Below are 17,341 nucleotides of genomic sequence, written 5' to 3' on the forward strand. Positions count from 1 at the left end.
CCAAGGCTCATTCGGGTTTGATCACAGGGGGGTGATGATCAACTGGACGGCGTTCCCGTGACATGAAACAACTTTGGACGGAAAGTCCGGGGGGCGCCGTGAACCACTTCACATTTTCGCGGGGCCGAAGGCGCCTGTGCCTGCTTGCGGCGATCGTCGCCGGAGCGCTGCTCAGTCTCGCCCCGGAAGCCTCATCCGAACCGGTGAGGAAAAGCGGCTACGCGATCGGCACGGAAACCTGCGGCAGCGGCGATCTCGCCTTTCCCAGAATCCAGATCGACATGAAGGCGGGATTCTGCGCCGGCCTGGTCGCCAGCGAAGAGGATCATCTCAAATTTCCGCGTTCGATCATCCAGGTGCCGGGCCGTGATCTTTTCGTCGTCGCCGACATGGGCGGCTGGGGCCATACCGACGGACGGCTGCTGCTGCTCGATCCGCGCGCGCCCCAGGGGCAGCGGTTCAAGGAGTTGCTGACGGCAATCGAATATCCCTTCGGCCTCGTGATCGGCCCGGACAAGAAGCTCTATGCCTCGACCGCGGAGACGATCTTCCGCTTCGATCCGCTCGCCGACAATCCGCGGAGCACGGTCGAGACCATCATCCGGAGCATGCCGGGCCGCCGGATCACATTGCCCGACGGCACCAGGCTCGACGAGAGCGCGCATCCGCTCAAGCAGTTTGCCTTTGACAGAAATGGTCGGCTGTTCGTCAATATCGGCTCGCACAGCGACGATTGCATCACGCCGGCGCCGATCACAAAGCCCTGCGCGGCGGCCGAGGGTGCTTCCGCGATGGCATCGATCTGGCTGTTCACGCCGCCGTCAGGCGGCGTCTTCCCGGCATTGGGGCCGAAAGACCCGGACCCGCCGCACACCGTCTATGCGCGCGGCCTGCGCAACTCGATGGCGCTGGCGCTGCACCCGAATTTTCCCGATGCCGGCTTCGCCTTCCTGCAAGGCGAGAATGGCCGCGACCTGCCCGACATCTTCAAACCGAACGAGGAGATCAACGCGATCGAGCAGGGCAGGCATTATGGCTGGCCCTATTGCTATGACCTCTCGACGCCGAGCCCCGAATTCAAGCTCGTGCTGCAATCCGGGGTCTACAAGTCGCTCTGCACGGCCGACGCGCTCTACAAGGCGCCGTTCTCGCTGATGCCGCCGCACGGCGCGCCGCTCGCGATGCTGTATTATCACGGCGCGAAATTCCCGGAGCTGGAAGGCAAGCTGCTGGTCGGCCTGCACGGCTATCGTCCGACCGGCAGCCGCCTCCTCGCCTATGACGTCGACGACCATGGCTTCCCGAAGCCCGCTCCGGCGCCAGTGCGCTATCACGTCAGTTGCGCGGCCGATCCGACCCACAGTTTTCAGACCGAGGCCGGCGACGTCGCCGCTGCACCGTTCGAGGAGCTGATCGCCGGCTGGCACCGCGTCAACGGTGCGCGGCCGCAAGGCGCCCCAGTCGGCATGACTGTCGCAGAAGACGGCGCGATCTGGCTGGTCGAGGACAAGAACAAGACCGTGGTCCGCATCGACCGCGCCGCGGGCGAGGCGCCTCCGCCGCTTCCCTGCGACATGCGCAGCCAGGCGGTGATCGACCAGCTCGCGGCCTTCGTCGCCAGGGATGCGCAGAGCAGCGTCCGGCTCACCGCGCTGCGCAAGGGTCTCGTCGAGAGGCATTGCGTCGGTTGCCATTCGGATTTCGGCTTGAAGGCAGGGCAATCGGACGCGGAAAAGGACGCGACGGTGCTGCGCTTCATGCTGTCGCAGGACGGCTGGATCTATCCCGGCGATCCCGAGTCCGGCAAGCTGCGCACGCGGCTGCGCGGTATCGGCGCCGAGAAGCTGATGCCGCCGGGCGGCGAAAGCCTGCCCAAGACCGAGCCCGGTTACACGCGTCTGCTCGACACCGCGGACCTGCTGGTTGCGAAAATGGTCCCGGGCACGCGGATGCGGATCAAGTCCGGCCCGCCGCAGCGCAAGTTCTTTGGCAAGACCAACAAGGAATGCGGCGAAATACCGGCCGCCAAGGTCGTTGTCGTGACACAAAGGAGCGCTGTAGACAAACCCGGCTTCAGCCGGTTCTTCCGGCCGGCCGATCCCTATTTGAATGGCGAGTGCAGCGACGACGATGGCTATTACATCCGGCAGGAATTTCTGGTGCCTGTGCAGTAGCGCTCTTCTCGTGATCGCGACGTCCGCCCAGGCGGAAACGAAGCTGTTCGAAAGCGTGCAGGTGACGCCGTCAGGCGAATACACGTTCGGCATCGAAGGGCCGGCTGCCGATCTCGACGGCAACCTCTTCGTGGTCAATCTTGGCAAGGCTGGTGCGATCGGTAAGCTGCCTGCGGGCGGCGCGGCTTCGGAGCCATTCACGGCATTGCCCGAGGGCAGCGTCGGCAACGCCATCCGCTTCGCGCGTGACGGCACCATGTTCATTGCCGACTACAAGAAGCACAACATCTTCGCGATCGCGAAGGGCGCGAGCGAGCCCGTCGTCTGGTTTCATTCCGACGAGATGAGCCAGCCCAACGACATCACGGTTGCGCGCGACGGCACGATCTACGCGAGCGATCCGAACTGGAAGGGCAGGGAAGGCCACATCTGGCGGATTGCGAAAGCCGCTGACGGGTCGGTGCAGGGGCAGGTGATGTCGGCGTCGCGCGCGATGGGCACCACCAACGGCATCGATCTCAGCCCCGATGGCAAGACGCTCTATGTCGGGGAATCCAGCAGCGGCCAGATCTGGTCCTATGCGATCAATGGCAACGAGCTCACCGGCGCAAAGATGGTGAAGGCATTCCAGCCCGATACCGTCGACGGCCTGCGCACCGACGTCGCCGGCCGCCTCTATGTCGCGCGCATTCTCAAGGGCACGGTCGCGCTGATGAAGCCCAATGGCGCGGTCGAGCGGGAGATCGTGCTGAAGGGCAAGGAGCCGACCAACCTCGCCTTCGGCGGCAGCGACGGCAAGACCGTCTTTGTCACCCAGCGTCAGGGCGGTTTCGTCGAGTCCTTCCGCACCGACCAGCAGGGCCGCGAGCACTGCCTCCAGCGCGGACGCTGCTGATCTTCACGGGCGATCTGCTTCCGGCGCGGGGCAGTGCGGCATGCGCGGCATTCTTCTTGCTTGCATCTCGCCGTCGCAGGGACCAAGACATCTGTGGCATCGTCAGAGCGTAGACACCACGGAGTGTTTGAGTGAAAGCCGTCCATACCGAACTGCATCGCAGCCACGATCCGCAATTCTTCCTGGTTCGCGGCGTCGTCAAGCGTACCACCGAACAGCCCGAGCGCGCCGACCGCCTGCTCAAGGGGCTGAAGGATGGCAAGCATCAATTGGTGGAGCCGACGACATTCGGGCAGGGGCCCCGCGCGCGCATCCACAGTCCGGAATATCTGTCGTTCCTGAGCGAGGCCTGGGACGCCTGGACCGCGCTTGGCGATTCCGGCCCGGAAATGATCGGCAACATCCATCCCGTGCGCCATGCCGCGACCTATCCGACCCATATCGTCGGCAAGCTCGGCTGGCACACCGCCGATACCGCGGCGCCGATCGGCCCCGGTACCTGGGCCGCGGCTTGCGCCGCGACGGACGTCGCGGTCACGGCAGCGCAGATGGTGATGGACGGCGAGGACGCGACCTATGCGCTCTGCCGTCCGCCCGGGCATCACGCCTATCGCGACATGGCCGGCGGCTTCTGCTTCCTCAACAACAGCGCGATCGCGGCGACGCATCTGCGGCTGAAGCATGAGCGCGTCGTGATCCTGGACGTCGACGTCCATCACGGCAACGGCACGCAAGGAATCTTCTACGCACGCCCCGACGTGTACACGGTGTCGATCCACGCCGATCCCATCGCCTACTATCCCTATGTGTGGGGTTATGCGCATGAGCGCGGCGAAGGTCCGGGCCTCGGCGCCAATCTCAACATCCCCCTAGCCATCGGCACCGGCGATGACGGCTACATGCAGGCCATGGATGTCGCGCGCAAGGCGATCGAATCCTTCGCGCCCGGCGCCCTCGTCATCGCACTCGGCCTCGACGCCTCCGAGCACGATCCGCTGCGCGGCCTCGCCGTCACCACGCCCGGCTTCCGCCGCATCGGCCAGGCCATCGCGAAGATGGGCCTGCCGACCGTGTTCGTGCAGGAGGGCGGCTATCTCTCGGATATTCTGGGCGCGAACCTGACCTCGGTGCTGGCAGGATTTGAAGAGGCTCGCTGATCTTCGCCTCTCCCCGCGTGCGGGGAGAGGCCGGAATTTGCGATAGCAAATTCCGGGTGAGGGGGAGTCTCCGCGAGTCCAATCTTCACCTTTCTCGCGGTGACAGCCCCTCACCCCAACCCTCTCAGCGCGAGCGAAGCTCGTCGCGGCCCCGTCAGAACGGGGAGAGGGAGTAGACGCGCCCCGCCCTAATCCTTGAACAGGATCTGCTCCAGCAGATCGATCCGGCTGATCCGGATGCTGCTGCCGTCGATGGCGATGATGCGGCGGTTCTGGAAACGCTTCAGCATCATCGTGACCCATTGCCGTGTCGAGCCGACCATGGCCGCGATCTGGTCATGGGTGATCTTGCGGTTGATGACGACGGTATCGCCTTCGGCAACGCCATGAAGCTCCGACAAAGTGAGCAGGAACTGGGCCAGCCGTTCGATCACCGAGCGTGTGCCGAGGATCTGCGCCATCGAAGAATAGCATTTGCCCTTGGCTATGAGGCCGTCAATCAGCGCCAGCGCGAAGCTCGGCATGCCGGTCAGTAATTTCTCGAGCGCGGGGCCGGAGAGGGCCGTGATCTCGCAGGCCTCGATGGCGATGCCGGACCACATGTGAATGCCGCCGCCCGATATCTCCGGGCCTCCGATGAAATGTCCGGGCGTCCAATAGGCGAGCGTGATCTCGCGTCCCGACGGCGCGGTGTAGTAGACCCGCACCTGCCCGCGGCGGATGATGAAGATGCCGTCGTGGCCGTCGCCCTGGCTGAACACCATCTCGCCCTGCGGCACCGTGATCGTGCGGCCGGCCGCGTGCACGCGCGATCGTTCGGGCACCGACAGCCGATCGAGGAAATGCGCCCCGGCGTTCAGCCCGTCGATCGTCTCGCTCATGAACAACGCCGAGCTTGCGGTCTTCGTGCGCGTGCTGCGCACTCGCCGCGTCTTCTCGCGGTCGGTCCAGTCGAACTGAACGCCCGGGTGATGCCGGTTGGCGAAAGCGGCAGGCTCGGTCGCGGCAGCTTCCTTGAGTATGGTCATCGCAATCCGTCAGCTCTCAGATGTCTTGCGAATAGGTAAGAGCGACGATGGTGCGATGTCCATCTCTTTGCGATCGTTCCAAATCACTTAGCAAGGCTTGATACGCGCGCCGACCGGCGGCGAAACGATTCCTCTGCTGATCGCTTCATCCCGAGAAAATCCTTTGCGCCGATGCGCGACGGAATCATGACGCGAGCGCGATGCAAGTAATTGCTTCAAGCATCGAGCCGCTCCTTCGATACTGCCGGTTCGCGTCGCTGCCGGAATGGCCCGGCCTCCGAGGACAATTCGATGATCGATTTCAGCTCTGTCAGAACGAGTGCAGCCGTCGTGGCCATCACAGTCGCCATGTTCGGTCCATCGCAGGCGGAGACGATACGTGTGGCGGTCGGGACGCAGGATACGACCATCAACTGCGCGACCGGCGGGCTGCTCATTCGCGAGCTCAAGCTGCTGGAGAAGTTCCTGCCCCATGACGGCAAGTACAAGGATGTCACCTACGACATTCAGTGGAAGAACTTCACCAGCGGCGCGCCGCTCACCAATGAGATGGTCGCGGGCAAGCTCGATTTCGGCGCGATGGCGGATTTTCCGGGCTCGTTGAACGGCGTGGCGTTCCAGAAGGCGGGGCGCCGCAGCCTCTTCATCAGCGTATTGTCCGGCAGCACCAAGGGCAGCGGCAACGGCATCGTGGTGCCGTCGGGTTCGCCGGTACAGTCCCTCGACGAGCTCAAGGGCAAGACCATCTCCGTGCCCTTTGCCTCGACCTCGCACGGCATGCTGCTCCGCGCCATCGAGGCCAAGGGCTGGAATCCCGAGACCGACGTCAACATCATCACGCAGGCGCCCGAGGTTGCGGGGCCGGCCTTGCAGGCCAACAAGATCGAGGCGCATGCCGACTTCGTTCCGTTCGCCGAACTGTTTCCGTGGCGGGGTTTTGCGCGCAAGATCTTTGACGGCGCGCAGGCGAACGCACCGACATTCCACGGCGGGCTGGTCGATGCCGAGTACGCCGAAAAATATCCCGAGATCGTCGTCGCCTATTTGCGTGCCGCGATCGAGGCGGACCGCCTGATTGCCGAGGAACCGGAAAAGTACAGCGAGCTGATCGCAAAGGTGACCGGCATCGAGGCCGAGGTCGAATATCTCTTCCATGGCCCGCTCGGTCTTCAGACCCGTGACGTGACCTGGAAGCCGGAATACCGCCAGGCAGTCGCAACCTCGATCAAGACGCTGAAGTTGCTCAAGCGGGCGGATAGCGATCTCGATATCAACCAGTTCGTCACGGACAAATTCATCCGCGTGGCGGCCGCGCAGGCCGGGCGGAACTACGACTCCGAGCTGAAGAACTATGCGCAGCTTCCGCTTCGAGCCAAGGACGCCGCGACGGGCGCCGAGATCGGTGACGTCAGCCGTGTTGCGCAGATCTGGGTCAGGGACGAGGCTCATGTCCGCCACTACGCGTCGCCCGAGAACGCCTTGAAAGCGCTCGCCGGCCTTGAAAAGGACGGCAAGACCATCCGCGTCGTCTACGCTCAGGATCGCGAGACCGGCATCAAGCTGTTCGCAAACCAGGCCTGGTTCGTGCGATCGTCGAGGGGCGATCTGAGCGCGTTCCTGCTCAAAGACGCGGCGGAACGCTGGTCGAAGCAGCATGGCGGCGCGGTGCTCGACTTTGCGGCCGCGCGCGAGTCCCTCGTCGCGAGCCGGTAAGGCGATGGCCGCCGCTATCCAGGCACGGCCTGCCGGCATCCGATGGGTGGTCCGCGGCCTTTCGATCCTGGCCTGCATCACCCTGTGGCAGGTCGCTTCGACGACGCACCTCAATCTGGGGATCGTGACCTTCCGCAATGTGCCGCCGCCGGTCGAGGTCGTCCAATCCGCCATCGCCCTGTTTCGTTCGCCGAAACTGGCTGCGCATATCACCAGCAGCCTCTGGCGCGTGTTCGCGGGCTACGGGGCGGCGGTCGTCATCGGCGTGATCCTGGGTTTTGCGATCGGCCGGTCGCGCGCGGCGAGCGACCTCTTGCTGCCGCCGCTCGAATTGCTGCGGCCGATTCCGGCGGTGGCGTGGATACCGCTGTCGATCCTGATGTTCCCCTCGTCCGAACTGTCGATGATCTACATTACCTTCATCGGAGCCCTGTTTCCGATCGTGCTGAACACCGTCCACGGTGTCGCGAATGTCGACCGTCGGCTGGTCGCCTCCGCCCGCAGCCTGGGCGCGGGCGGACCGGCGATCCTCTGGGAAGTGGTCCTGCCGGACGCTGCGCCCAGCATCGTCACCGGGCTCGCGATCGGCATGGGCACGTCGTGGTTCTGCCTCGTCACCGCGGAGATGATCTCAGGCCAGTTCGGCATCGGCTACTACACCTGGGAGGCCTACACGCTCCAGAATTATGCCGACATCATCGTCGGCATGCTGATCATCGGCCTGCTCGGCATGGGCTCCAGCTGGCTGCTGACGACCGCCGGGCGGCCTCTGATGCCTTGGCGCAGCTCGCGAGTTGCACGATGAAAGGCGTGGCGCGATGAACATTCGGGTCGCGGATATCGACGCGAAGAGCGTCGGTCGCATCGAGATCGCCGATGTCTCGATCTCGCTCGGCGAAGGCAGTGATGCGTTCGAGGCGGTGAGCGGTCTCGACTTTGCCATCGCGCCGGGCGAGCTCGTCTGCATCCTCGGTCCCTCCGGCTGCGGCAAGTCCACGCTGCTCGGCGCGCTGGCCGGACATCTGCCGATTACAGCCGGCCGGCTCACGGTCGACGGGCAGAAGGTCCAGGGGCCGAGTCCCGATCGGGGAATGGTGTTTCAGCAACATACGCTGTTCCCCTGGAAACGGGTGCGCGACAATGTCGCCTTCGGCCCGAAGATGCGCGGACTGGCGAGAAGGGAACGTGACCGCGCCGCCGACGCCATCCTGAGGCTGGTCGGGTTATCCGGGTTCGAGGCGTTTTATCCGGCGCAGCTGTCTGGCGGTATGCAGCAGCGTGTCGAGATCGCGCGGGTCCTGATCAACCAGCCGCGGGTGCTGCTGATGGACGAACCTTTCAGTGCGCTGGATGCGCAGACGCGCGGCATGATGCAGGAGGTCCTGCTCGACATCTGGAGCAAGATCCCGACCACCACGGTCTTCGTCACCCACGACATCGACGAGGCATTGTTCCTCGCCGATCGCATCGTCGTGATGAGCGCAAGACCCGGCCGGGTGATCGAGGATGTGGTGCTGCCTTTCGCGCGGCCACGCAGCCACGATCTCGTCACCGAACCCGAGTTCGTGCGCCTGAAGCGGCATGTCATGCAGCTTCTGCGACAGCCGGAAGGCAGCGAGCCGCTGGCACGGCTCAGTCCGCTCGGTGTTACACCCTAGAACATCCCGCTCGCCGCGAGGGCCTTGCAGACGTGCTGCATCTCGGCCTCGTCCGCGACCATGTCGAGCATGACAGTGGTCAGGCCCTTCGCCGCGAACTCCTTCAGCTTCGCGCCGATCTCGGCGTAGCTGCCGACGAGATAGGGGCAGTCGGCCTGGAAGGTCAGGAACGGCAGCAGCCAGTAGCCGTTGTCGGCGAGCTCGCCGCTCTGGCCGTCATAGAGGCGCCGCTTCCACACGGAGTCGCTGTTCTCCACGGTGAGCGCGAGCAGCTCGCGATCATCGGGATTGTCACGGAAACGCGCCTTTGCCGCGCGCCGCGCCTCGTCGCGTCCCTCGCGGGCGAAAATGCCAAAGTTCATTCCGGGCGCTTCGAGGCCGCGATCGAGATCGGGCGGCAGCATCTGCATCTTGATGCATCCGGTCTCCTTCGCCACGCGCTGCGCCGCTTCCGACTGGCCCGCGACCAGGAATTCCGGCATCAGCTCCGCCGGCAGGCGCGGGCGAAGTTGCAGGTTGCTCGCGCGGTAGAACCGTCCCTCGAAATTCACCGGGCGCGGGCTTTCCAGCAATTGGCGCATCAGCGCGACGAATTCGCCGAGCCGGACATAGCGGTCGGCGTGCGACTGGTCGTCGCCCAGCCCCTGCAGATCGCTGACCGCGGTCCCCGTGATCATGTTGAGATAGACCTTGCGGCCGTGGAGCTGCGCAAAGGATGAGACGAATTTTGCCGCCGTGAACGGGTGCATGTAGACGGGATTGACCGCGATCAGCGGCGAAGATCGCGCCGTTGCAGCCATGATGTGCTGGGCCATCGCCCATGGCTCGACGAATACGTCGTTGCCTTCGAACAGCAAAATGCCTTCGAAGCCGTTGCGGTCGGCGAACCCAGCCACCCGCATCAGCTCGCCGACATATTTTTTGGGATCGCGGTTGCGCGAGATCGCGGGAAAGACGCGCAGCCGCGCCGGCGTCATTCAGCCGCTTCCTGGAGCGGCCAGGCATTGCGCGCGATGGGAAGGCCGCCGGTCGCACGGGAGCCGTCGGCGATCGCGAGGCGATGCGAGGGCGATGGCGAGCACAGCGAGAAGCGCCACGCGTGCGGATCGTCGGCGATGTCGGGCTTGAAGCTGATCTCGATGGCTTCCCGGGACACCTGCATCGCGAAAGCGTCGAGCGGCAGATTGAGCCCAAACCCCCGCGCCTTCAGATAGGCCTCCTTGAGCGTCCAGTAGTCGAAGAAGCGCTCGATCGCGGCGGGCTCCGGCAGCCCGCGCAGGGTTTCGACCTCCTCCGGCGCGAAGAAGCGAAGCGCGGTGGACAGCGGCGCGACGCGCCGCGACACGGTTTCGACGTCGACGCCGACGGCCTCGTGCTTGGACACGACGCAGGCAACACAGCCGTCGGCATGGGACAGGCTGAAATGCAGCGCGGTCGAGGTCGCGGGCGCTGCAACAAACGGCCGCCCGTAGCGGCCGGCCCCGAACGACCAGTCGGAGGGTGCGACGTTGGAGACGACCTGCGACAGCGCCATGCGCAGCATCGCGTGCGCGAAGATATATTGCCGCCGATGCCGCTCGAACATGAAGCGGTCGGCGCGGATCCGTTCGTCGACCGAGAGCAGGCGGCGGCACGCATCGACCGCGCCCGGCGCGTCAATGGTCTCGATCAGTCCGACAAACAGTTCAATTCTGTCGTCTGCCATTAATTGGGCCCATGGCGTCAGGCGGAGGCCAAATCTCCGACCTGACGGAAGAATCAACTGAGCAAGAATCAACTGAGCGGACCGCTTCTAACGGTCCACCCGGGCAATTTCTTGTCGATTTGCAGGCCGGTTTACAGGCGCAAGCTTGTGCGAGACCCCAACTCGACGAGCGAGCGGCCCATATCCGAAAGTGAAGCTCGAGGTTCGTGCGGCGTCCCGGCCGACGAGCCTTACTTCTTCTTCTTGGCTTTCTTCGAGCCGCTGAGCATCGAAAGGCTGGCGTCGACATCCTTGAGCGCGGACTGGAGCTTCTTCTTCTCGGCGCCCAGCAACTTTTGCAGGGCCTTGCGGTCCTTGTCGCTCAACGAAGTGCCCTTGGTAAATTTGATGAAACCCATAACAAACTCCCCCGGTTGAAAATAATCGTCCAAATCAAAACGGCAGAATAATCTTGCGCGCTGGCGCCAAATAATCAAGCTGCAACTTTGTCATTCACAGCTTTGGCGAGTGAACCCGTATTCGCCCGTGCTGTACGGCCGGTCACGCCGCCCTGCGAGCGAGCAATCGGCCGAGCGGCGTGTTGGGTTGGGCGACGGCCGCCTCCAGCAGCGCGACGAGATCCGCCATCCACTCGCCGACCCTGCGACCATCGAGCAGCTCGCCCTTGTAATTGCACGAGCCGGTGATTCCGGTCGGGCGCTCCTTGAGCATCAGCGATAGCCAGGTCTGGTCGATCGGCAGCACCGGCTGGCCTTCGCGCGCGATGTGGCCAATCGATTCCATCGTGATGTCAGGCAAATCGAGCGGCTGGCGCAGCGGATTTTGCAGGGTGAAATAGACCTGAACCAGCGAGGCCGGATCGATCCCCTCCTGCTCCAGATGGTCGGCCAGGATGTTGAACGGCAGCTCCTGGCGCGCATGCGCGTCGAGTACGCTCTGGCGCACCCGGGCCAGCGCCTGCGAGAGCGACAGCTCCGGCGTGATTCGGGTGCGGACGATCACCGTGTTCTCGAACGGGCCGACGACCCGGTCGGTGTCCGGCTGGGTGCGATTGGCCATCGCGGTGGCGACCGAAATGTCGTTGCGGCCGGTCTGCGCCAGCAGCAGGGCTTTGAGGCCGGTGAGAAGGCACATGAACAGCGTGCTGTTATGCCGGCCGGCGAACGCCGTGAGCCGGCCGATCAGCTCGCGCTCGAGGCTGACGGGGTAATGCCCGGTGGACGCCCCGGGGCTTGCTTCGCCCTCGAAGACGGGGGCGGCGCCGCGCAGATTCTCCGTCCAGTCGGCGGCCTGGTGGCGGGCGGCGTCGGTGCCGCACCACCAGCGCTGCCAGCGGGCGACGTCCGAAAAGGCGAGCGGCAGTTTCGGCAGCGGCACGGACGGGCGACCGGCCAGCGCCGCGTAGCGGTTGGACAGCTCCTCGAACAGCACGCCGATCGACCAGCCGTCGGCAACGGCATGATGCAGCGTCAGCAGTAGCACATGATCGTCGGCATGGAGCCGCAATAGCCGCGCCCGCAACAGCGGCGGCCGCGCGGTGTCGAACGGGGCGTAGGTCTCCTGCTCGATCAGGAGATCGATCTTCCTGAGTTCGAGGGCTTTGCGCCGCTTGTTGTTGTGCGGACGTCCGTCGCCGATGATTTCGACGGTGAGGACGGGTCCGAGTTCGCTGGGTGTGGCGATGCGGCTGACGGGCTCCTCGCCGCTCCAGCCGAACCCGGTCCGCAGCGATTCGTGGCGGCGCACGATGTCGCCGAACGCTTGCGCGAGGGTGGCCGGATCGAGCGAGCCCTGGAGGCGGAAGGCAAAGGGCAGGTTGAACACCGGCAAGCCCGGCAGGTTCTGCTCGATTCGCATCATCTGGTCCTGTGCGATCGAGACTGTCGGAGGCCCGCTTTCAGCCAGCCGCGGCACGCCTGCGGCCGATTTGCGCGGCTTCGCCGCCACGGCCGCGTCGACCCGCCGGGCGAGCTCCTCGATCGTCGGTGCCTCGAAGATGGTCTTGATCGGCAGCGACACGCCGAGCGCACGGGCGACGCGCGCCATCGCCTGGCCCGCCAGCAGCGAATGGCCGCCGAGATCGAAGAAATTATCCGTCACGCCGAGGCTCTCGACCTTCAGCAGATCGATCCAGATGTCCGAGAGCACTTTTTCGGTGAAGTGCCGCGCCGGCACGGCGGCATCCGGACCGGACGCTTCCTGCTGCGCCGGCGCCAGCAGCGCCGACCGGTCGATCTTGCCATGGGCATTGAGCGGCACCTGGTCCAGGAACAGGAATGCGGACGGGATGGCATGGCCCGGCAGCCGGCTCTTCAGGAACTCGCGCAGCTCGCTGGCGCTGCTCTGGCTGCCGGCCCTTGCGACGATATGGGCGATCAACCTGACATCGCCGCTCGCCTCGCGGCGCGGCTCGACGATGCCGGCGCGCACGGCCGGATGGTCGGCAAGCGCGTTCTCGACCTCCTTGAGCTCGATACGATAGCCGCGGACCTTGACCTGATGGTCGGCGCGGCCGAGGCATTCGATGGTGCCATCAGTGAGGCGGCGGGCGAGGTCGCCGGTCCGGTACAGCCGCCTGTCTGCCTGGCGCGAGAACGGATCGGGCAGGAAGCGCTGCCGGCTCTGCGCGGGATCGTTGATGTAGCCGCGGCCGACACCGGCGCCGCCGACGCAGAGCTCGCCGGTCACGCCGACCGGCAGCGGCTGGAGGTTCGGATCGAGCACATAGAGCTGGGTGTTGGGCAGCGCCGCGCCGACCGGAACGCTGCTCGTCGCCGCCGCCGGCGCTTTGGTCAGGCGATGCAGCGAGACGTCGTCGGAACATTCCGACGCGCCATAGGCGTTGATCAGCGGCACTTTCGGGTAGCGGGCGAACCAGGCATTGCAGAGATCGACGGGCAGCGGTTCTCCGGTCGAGATCAGGAGACGCAGCCTTGCGAAGGCGCGCCGGATCGGCGGCTCATTCATGCGATCGAGGATCACGCGCAGCAGCGAAGGCACGATCTCGAGCACCGTGATGCCCTCGCGCTCGATTTCCCGCGCAAGCAGGATCGGGTCCTGCACGATCGCGTTGGCACAGACATGGACACGCGCGCCGACCATCGGCCCGGCGAGGAACTGCCACACCGAGATGACGAAGCTCTGCGGCGCGGTCTGTGCGATCACGTCCCTGGCCGACAGGCCAAGCTCGGAAATGAGCGACGCCAGATGGTTCGACAGCCCGCGCTGTTCGATCATGACGCCCTTCGGCGCGCCGGAGGAGCCGGACGTATAGATGAGATAGGCGAGGCTCGAGGCAGCGCGCCGCGCGGCGCGGGCCGGCCTGGTCGCCCCTGGCGTGATCGCGTCCTCGAGCTCGGCGACATGGATCCGCTCGACCAGCGGTTCAAGCAGCGCCTCGACCATGGCCGACTGGGCGCGCCCGGTCAGCAGCATGCGGGCGCAGCTCGATCCAAGGATGGTCGCGAGCCGCGCCTGCGGCTGGTCGGGATCGAGGTTGAGGAAGGCCGCGCCTGCGCGCTGCACGGCGATCATCGCGGCGAGCAGGTCGGGGCCGCGATCCGCAAGCAAGGCGACCACGCTCTCGGCACCGATGCCTTCACGCGCCAGCCAGCGCGCGGCAGCCGCGCTGCGGCGGGCCAGCTCGCGATAGGTCAGGCCGGCACGTCCGTCCGACACCGCAACCGCATTCGGCGTCTTCCTCGCCTGGCGATCGAAGCGTTCGCTGAAATTGCCACGCATGGTGAAATTGGCCGCCATGCCATGGCCTTTCGCCAGCAACTGGCGGCGTTCGGCCTCGGTCAGGAGCGGCAGGCGCGAGATGCGCTGCTCGGGATTGGCAATGACGGCCTTGAGCAGAGTCTTGAACTGCGCGGCCATGTCTTCGATCGTCGCCGCATCGAACAGATCGGTGGCGTATTCGAAGAAGCCGGTGAAGCGGCCGTCGGCCTCGACCAGTTCGAGCGTGATGTCGAAGCGCGCGACCTTCGGGTCGACCTCCAGCCGCCGCGTCGACAGACCGGGGAAACGTGCCGCCTCGATCGAGGCGTTCTGGAGAATGAACATGATCCGGAACAGCGGATTGCCGTCCGTCCTTCGCGCGACCTGGAGCGCACGCAGCACCTCCTCGATCGGGAGGTCCTGATTGCGGTAGGCGTCCAGCGTGACCTGCCGCACCCGCCGCAACAATTCGCCAAAGCTCGGATCGCCGCCAAAATCGTTGCGCAGGATCAGGGTGTTGGCGAACAGCCCGATCAGCCGCTCGCTCTCGATCTGGTTGCGGTTGGCGATCAGCGATCCGGTCGCGACATCCTCGTGTCCGGTGTGCCGGAACAGCAGGCACTGGAACGCTGCGAGCAGCGTCATGAAAGGCGTGACGCCCTGGTCCTGGCTCAACGCGCGCAAATCGGCCGACAGCGTCTTGGAGAATTCGAGATAGTGACGGGCGCCGTGACCGCTCCAGATCTCCGGCCTTGGCCGGTCGGTCCGCAGCGGCAGCGTGGTGACGCCGTCGAGCTGCGTCCGCCAATAATGGAGTTGCTCCTTTGCCGCCGGCGTCTGTGCCCAGGACTGCTGCCACAGCGCGAAGTCGCGGTACTGGAAGGCGGGCGAGGGCTGCGTCGCCGCGCTCGTCTTGCGCGCGGCGGCATAATGGGCGGCAAGCTCCTCCCAGAACAACCGCTGCGACCAGCCGTCGGTGACGAGGTGATGGACGTTGACCACCAGCGCGTGGCTGGATTTGTCGAACGACAGCAGCGTGACTTTCAGTGGCGGCTCATGCGCCAGATCGAACGGATATTGCGCGAGCTTGAGTGCCTCGCGCCTGACAATCGTGGCCCGCTTGTCCGCAGGACAAGGCTTGAGCTTGATCCGCGCGAACCGCGGCGGCGATTGCAGCACGCGCTGCGTCGGCTCGCCCTGCCGTTCGACGAAGACCGAGCGCAGTGCCTCATGGCGTGCGCAGATCGCGGCGAGGCTCGCAGAAAGCGCTGCGACGTCGACCAGGCCTTTGAGGACAGCGACTTCGACGACATTATAATTGTAACGGGTCGGATCGAGCCGCGAGAGCACATACATCCGCTGCTGCTGGAACGACAGCGGCGCCTCTGCCGCTACCGCCTGGCGCCATGCGGGCAGCATCGTGTCACGATGGGTCGTGGCGGCCTCGACCCGGGCCGCAAGAGCTGAGACCGTGGCGCAATCGAAGATGTCCTCGAACGAGAAGTCGACGTTGAAGCGTTCGCGCAGGCGCGAACGCATCTGCGTGGCCGCAAGCGAGTCCGCGCCGAGTGCAAAGACGTCCTGGTCGATGCCGACCTGCGGCAGTTCCAGCAGGCCGGCCCAGATCCCCGCGAGTTGGGTCTCCAGCGCGTTGCGCGGCAATTGCGCTTCGTCGCCATGCTCCGCGGCGGTGATCAGATCGGCCAGCGCGTTGCGCTTGACCTTGCCGCTCGCGCCCTTCGGCAGTGCGGCCACGCTGCGGATCAGGCTCGGCACCTTGTAGGCCGCTAGACGTTTGCGGGCGAACTGCCGCAGCTGGTCCGACGTTGCTTCGGAATTCGGGCGCAGCACCACGACGGCGGCGACGTTTTCGCCAAGCTTCTGGTGCGGGACGGCGAACACGCCGGCCTCCAGCACCGCCGGATGGCTCAGCAGGATCTCCTCGACCTCCAGCGGCGAGATCTTCTGTCCGCCGCGGTTGATGACGTCCTTGATGCGGCCGACGATGAAGAGATAGCCATCGGTGTCGAGATAGCCGAGGTCGCCGGTCCTGAACCAGCCGTTGCGGAATGCGGCTCGTGTCGCCGCCTCGTCATTATAATAGCCGCGACTCATGTTCGGCCCGCGCAGCATGATCTCGCCATGCTCGCCACTCGCAAGCATGCGGCCCGCCTCGTCCATGATCGCGATCTCGGGGCCCGCGGCGCGGCCGACCGATCCGACCTTGCGCAGCTCGAACGGATTGGCCGCGATCTGCGAGGCCGCTTCCGTCATGCCATAGGTCTCGAGCACGGGAACGCCGAACATCGCCTCCAGCCCGTTCAAAATCGCGGGTGCGAGCGACGACGAGGCCGAGCGAATCACCCGCAACGATGACGAGCGGGCGCGGTCCGGGTCGGCTTCCGCCGCCGTCAGCAGCGCGCGATGGATGGTCGGCACCGCCGTGTACCAGGTCGGTTGCAGCTCCCGCATCGAGCCGAAGAAGGACGATGCGTCGAATCCGTTGGTGCAGATCACGCTGGAGCCCGCGGCGAACGCCGTCAGCAGGCCGGAGATCAGGCCGTGAGCGTGAAACAGCGGCAGGGCGTTGAGCAGGCGATCGTGGGGCCGGAGCGACAGCACGCGGCCGGCATTGTATGCGGACAGGCACACATTGCGATGTGTCAACGGCACCATTTTCGGCCGCGCCGCCGTGCCTGACGTCAACAGGATGAACGCATCGTCGTCGCCGCGCGAGGCGCCGCTGGCGCTCGCAGGGCCGACAACCGGGCCGACGAACGCGCAGCCGCCGGGATTGTCGTCCGGCCCCGGCCCGAAATCGATCACCGCGATCTCGAGCGCCTTGGCGACGTCACGACTTGGTGAGTTCATGTCGGCCCGGGTGACGAGCGCGGTCAGCTGCAATTCGCTGAAATAGCGTTGCAGCTCATCGGCCGTCAGATCGGGGTTGACGGGCACGCAGGCGCCGGCGGAGGCGACCGCGATCAGCGCGAGCGCGCTGTCGGCGCCGCGCGGCAGCGCAACAGCAATACGGTCGGCAGGGGCAATGCCGAGCTCCCGCAGGGTGCGGACCAGTTGCTGGTTCAAGTCACCCAGCTTGCCGTAGGTGAGGGCCGGCCGGCCAGGGGCGAGGAGAGCCGGCGCGGCCGGCGTCTTCCGCGCATAGAAGTCGAGAAGGCCGCCGATGTCGGCAAAGGTCCTGGTTTCGGCGCCTGCGCTGTCCGATCCCTCTCCCGCTCCGGATGCAGTGTGCGACAATGCCATTCCCTTTTGATCCGATTGAGCTATTCT

Annotated in this window: 11 protein-coding genes; 6 read left to right on the forward strand and 5 right to left on the reverse strand. The window is 65.5% G+C overall.

Going from position 1 to position 17,341, the window contains the following annotated elements:
- Positions 1-98: 98 nt before the first annotated feature.
- The 3 genes from NLM15_RS09010 (at position 99) to NLM15_RS09020 (ending at position 4,226) form a co-directional block, all read left to right on the forward strand.
- On the forward strand, positions 99-2,174 hold the full coding sequence (locus NLM15_RS09010) for a PQQ-dependent sugar dehydrogenase (RefSeq protein WP_254116583.1): 2,076 nt from the start codon (positions 99-101) through the stop codon (positions 2,172-2,174).
- Positions 2,131-3,069: an SMP-30/gluconolactonase/LRE family protein gene (locus tag NLM15_RS09015; protein ID WP_254116584.1), complete on the forward strand. Its 939-nt coding sequence runs from the start codon at positions 2,131-2,133 to the stop codon at positions 3,067-3,069. The genes NLM15_RS09010 and NLM15_RS09015 overlap by 44 nt, the downstream gene beginning before the upstream one ends.
- A 131-nt stretch (positions 3,070-3,200) precedes the next feature.
- Entirely contained in the window at positions 3,201-4,226 is a 1,026-nt protein-coding gene (locus NLM15_RS09020) for a histone deacetylase family protein (protein ID WP_254116585.1), read from the forward strand.
- 188 nt (positions 4,227-4,414) lie between these two features.
- Here NLM15_RS09020 and NLM15_RS09025 read toward each other — a convergent pair whose 3' ends face one another.
- Positions 4,415-5,254, reverse strand: a complete 840-nt coding sequence (locus NLM15_RS09025; RefSeq protein WP_375166831.1) for a Crp/Fnr family transcriptional regulator — start codon at positions 5,252-5,254, stop codon at positions 4,415-4,417.
- A 348-nt stretch (positions 5,255-5,602) separates the two neighbouring features.
- On the opposite strand from NLM15_RS09025, the gene NLM15_RS09030 reads away from it, so the two are divergent.
- From NLM15_RS09030 to NLM15_RS09040, 3 genes are read left to right on the forward strand one after another with little or no spacing between them, the layout of a single operon-like run.
- Positions 5,603-6,967, forward strand: a complete 1,365-nt coding sequence (locus NLM15_RS09030; protein WP_254124192.1) for an ABC transporter substrate-binding protein — start codon at positions 5,603-5,605, stop codon at positions 6,965-6,967.
- A gap of 4 nt (positions 6,968-6,971) precedes the next feature.
- On the forward strand, positions 6,972-7,772 hold the full coding sequence (locus NLM15_RS09035) for an ABC transporter permease (protein ID WP_254116586.1): 801 nt from the start codon (positions 6,972-6,974) through the stop codon (positions 7,770-7,772).
- A 13-nt stretch (positions 7,773-7,785) separates the two neighbouring features.
- On the forward strand, positions 7,786-8,625 hold the full coding sequence (locus tag NLM15_RS09040) for an ABC transporter ATP-binding protein (RefSeq protein ID WP_254116587.1): 840 nt from the start codon (positions 7,786-7,788) through the stop codon (positions 8,623-8,625).
- On the opposite strand, the gene NLM15_RS09045 is transcribed toward NLM15_RS09040, so the two are convergent.
- The 4 genes from NLM15_RS09045 to NLM15_RS09060 all read right to left on the reverse strand — a co-directional run bounded on the left by NLM15_RS09045 (position 8,622) and on the right by NLM15_RS09060 (position 17,314).
- Complete coding sequence (locus tag NLM15_RS09045) at positions 8,622-9,602, reverse strand: LLM class flavin-dependent oxidoreductase (RefSeq protein ID WP_254116588.1); 981 nt, start codon at positions 9,600-9,602, stop codon at positions 8,622-8,624. The two genes, NLM15_RS09040 and NLM15_RS09045, sit on opposite strands and share 4 nt — an antisense overlap.
- Entirely contained in the window at positions 9,599-10,330 is a 732-nt protein-coding gene (locus NLM15_RS09050) for a 4'-phosphopantetheinyl transferase superfamily protein (RefSeq protein ID WP_254116589.1), read from the reverse strand. The genes NLM15_RS09045 and NLM15_RS09050 overlap by 4 nt, the downstream gene beginning before the upstream one ends.
- Before the next feature lie 230 nt (positions 10,331-10,560).
- Positions 10,561-10,728, reverse strand: a complete 168-nt coding sequence (locus tag NLM15_RS09055; protein WP_254116590.1) for a hypothetical protein — start codon at positions 10,726-10,728, stop codon at positions 10,561-10,563.
- A 142-nt stretch (positions 10,729-10,870) separates the two neighbouring features.
- Complete coding sequence (locus NLM15_RS09060) at positions 10,871-17,314, reverse strand: non-ribosomal peptide synthetase (protein WP_254116591.1); 6,444 nt, start codon at positions 17,312-17,314, stop codon at positions 10,871-10,873.
- Positions 17,315-17,341: the final 27 nt, after the last annotated feature.

It is taken from the genome of Bradyrhizobium sp. CCGB20 (assembly GCF_024199855.1).
Classification (GTDB): Bacteria; Pseudomonadota; Alphaproteobacteria; order Rhizobiales; family Xanthobacteraceae; genus Bradyrhizobium.

Coding starts and splice junctions, on each gene's coding strand:
- NLM15_RS09035 (WP_254116586.1), top strand. CDS start 6,972: ATGGCCGCCGCTATCCAGGCACGGCCTGCCGGCATCCGATGGGTGGTC.
- NLM15_RS09030 (WP_254124192.1), top strand. CDS start 5,603: ATGTTCGGTCCATCGCAGGCGGAGACGATACGTGTGGCGGTCGGGACG.
- NLM15_RS09055 (WP_254116590.1), bottom strand. CDS start 10,728: ATGGGTTTCATCAAATTTACCAAGGGCACTTCGTTGAGCGACAAGGAC.
- NLM15_RS09040 (WP_254116587.1), top strand. CDS start 7,786: ATGAACATTCGGGTCGCGGATATCGACGCGAAGAGCGTCGGTCGCATC.
- NLM15_RS09015 (WP_254116584.1), top strand. CDS start 2,131: ATGGCTATTACATCCGGCAGGAATTTCTGGTGCCTGTGCAGTAGCGCT.
- NLM15_RS09025 (WP_375166831.1), bottom strand. CDS start 5,254: ATGACCATACTCAAGGAAGCTGCCGCGACCGAGCCTGCCGCTTTCGCC.
- NLM15_RS09060 (WP_254116591.1), bottom strand. CDS start 17,314: ATGGCATTGTCGCACACTGCATCCGGAGCGGGAGAGGGATCGGACAGC.
- NLM15_RS09050 (WP_254116589.1), bottom strand. CDS start 10,330: ATGGCAGACGACAGAATTGAACTGTTTGTCGGACTGATCGAGACCATT.
- NLM15_RS09045 (WP_254116588.1), bottom strand. CDS start 9,602: ATGACGCCGGCGCGGCTGCGCGTCTTTCCCGCGATCTCGCGCAACCGC.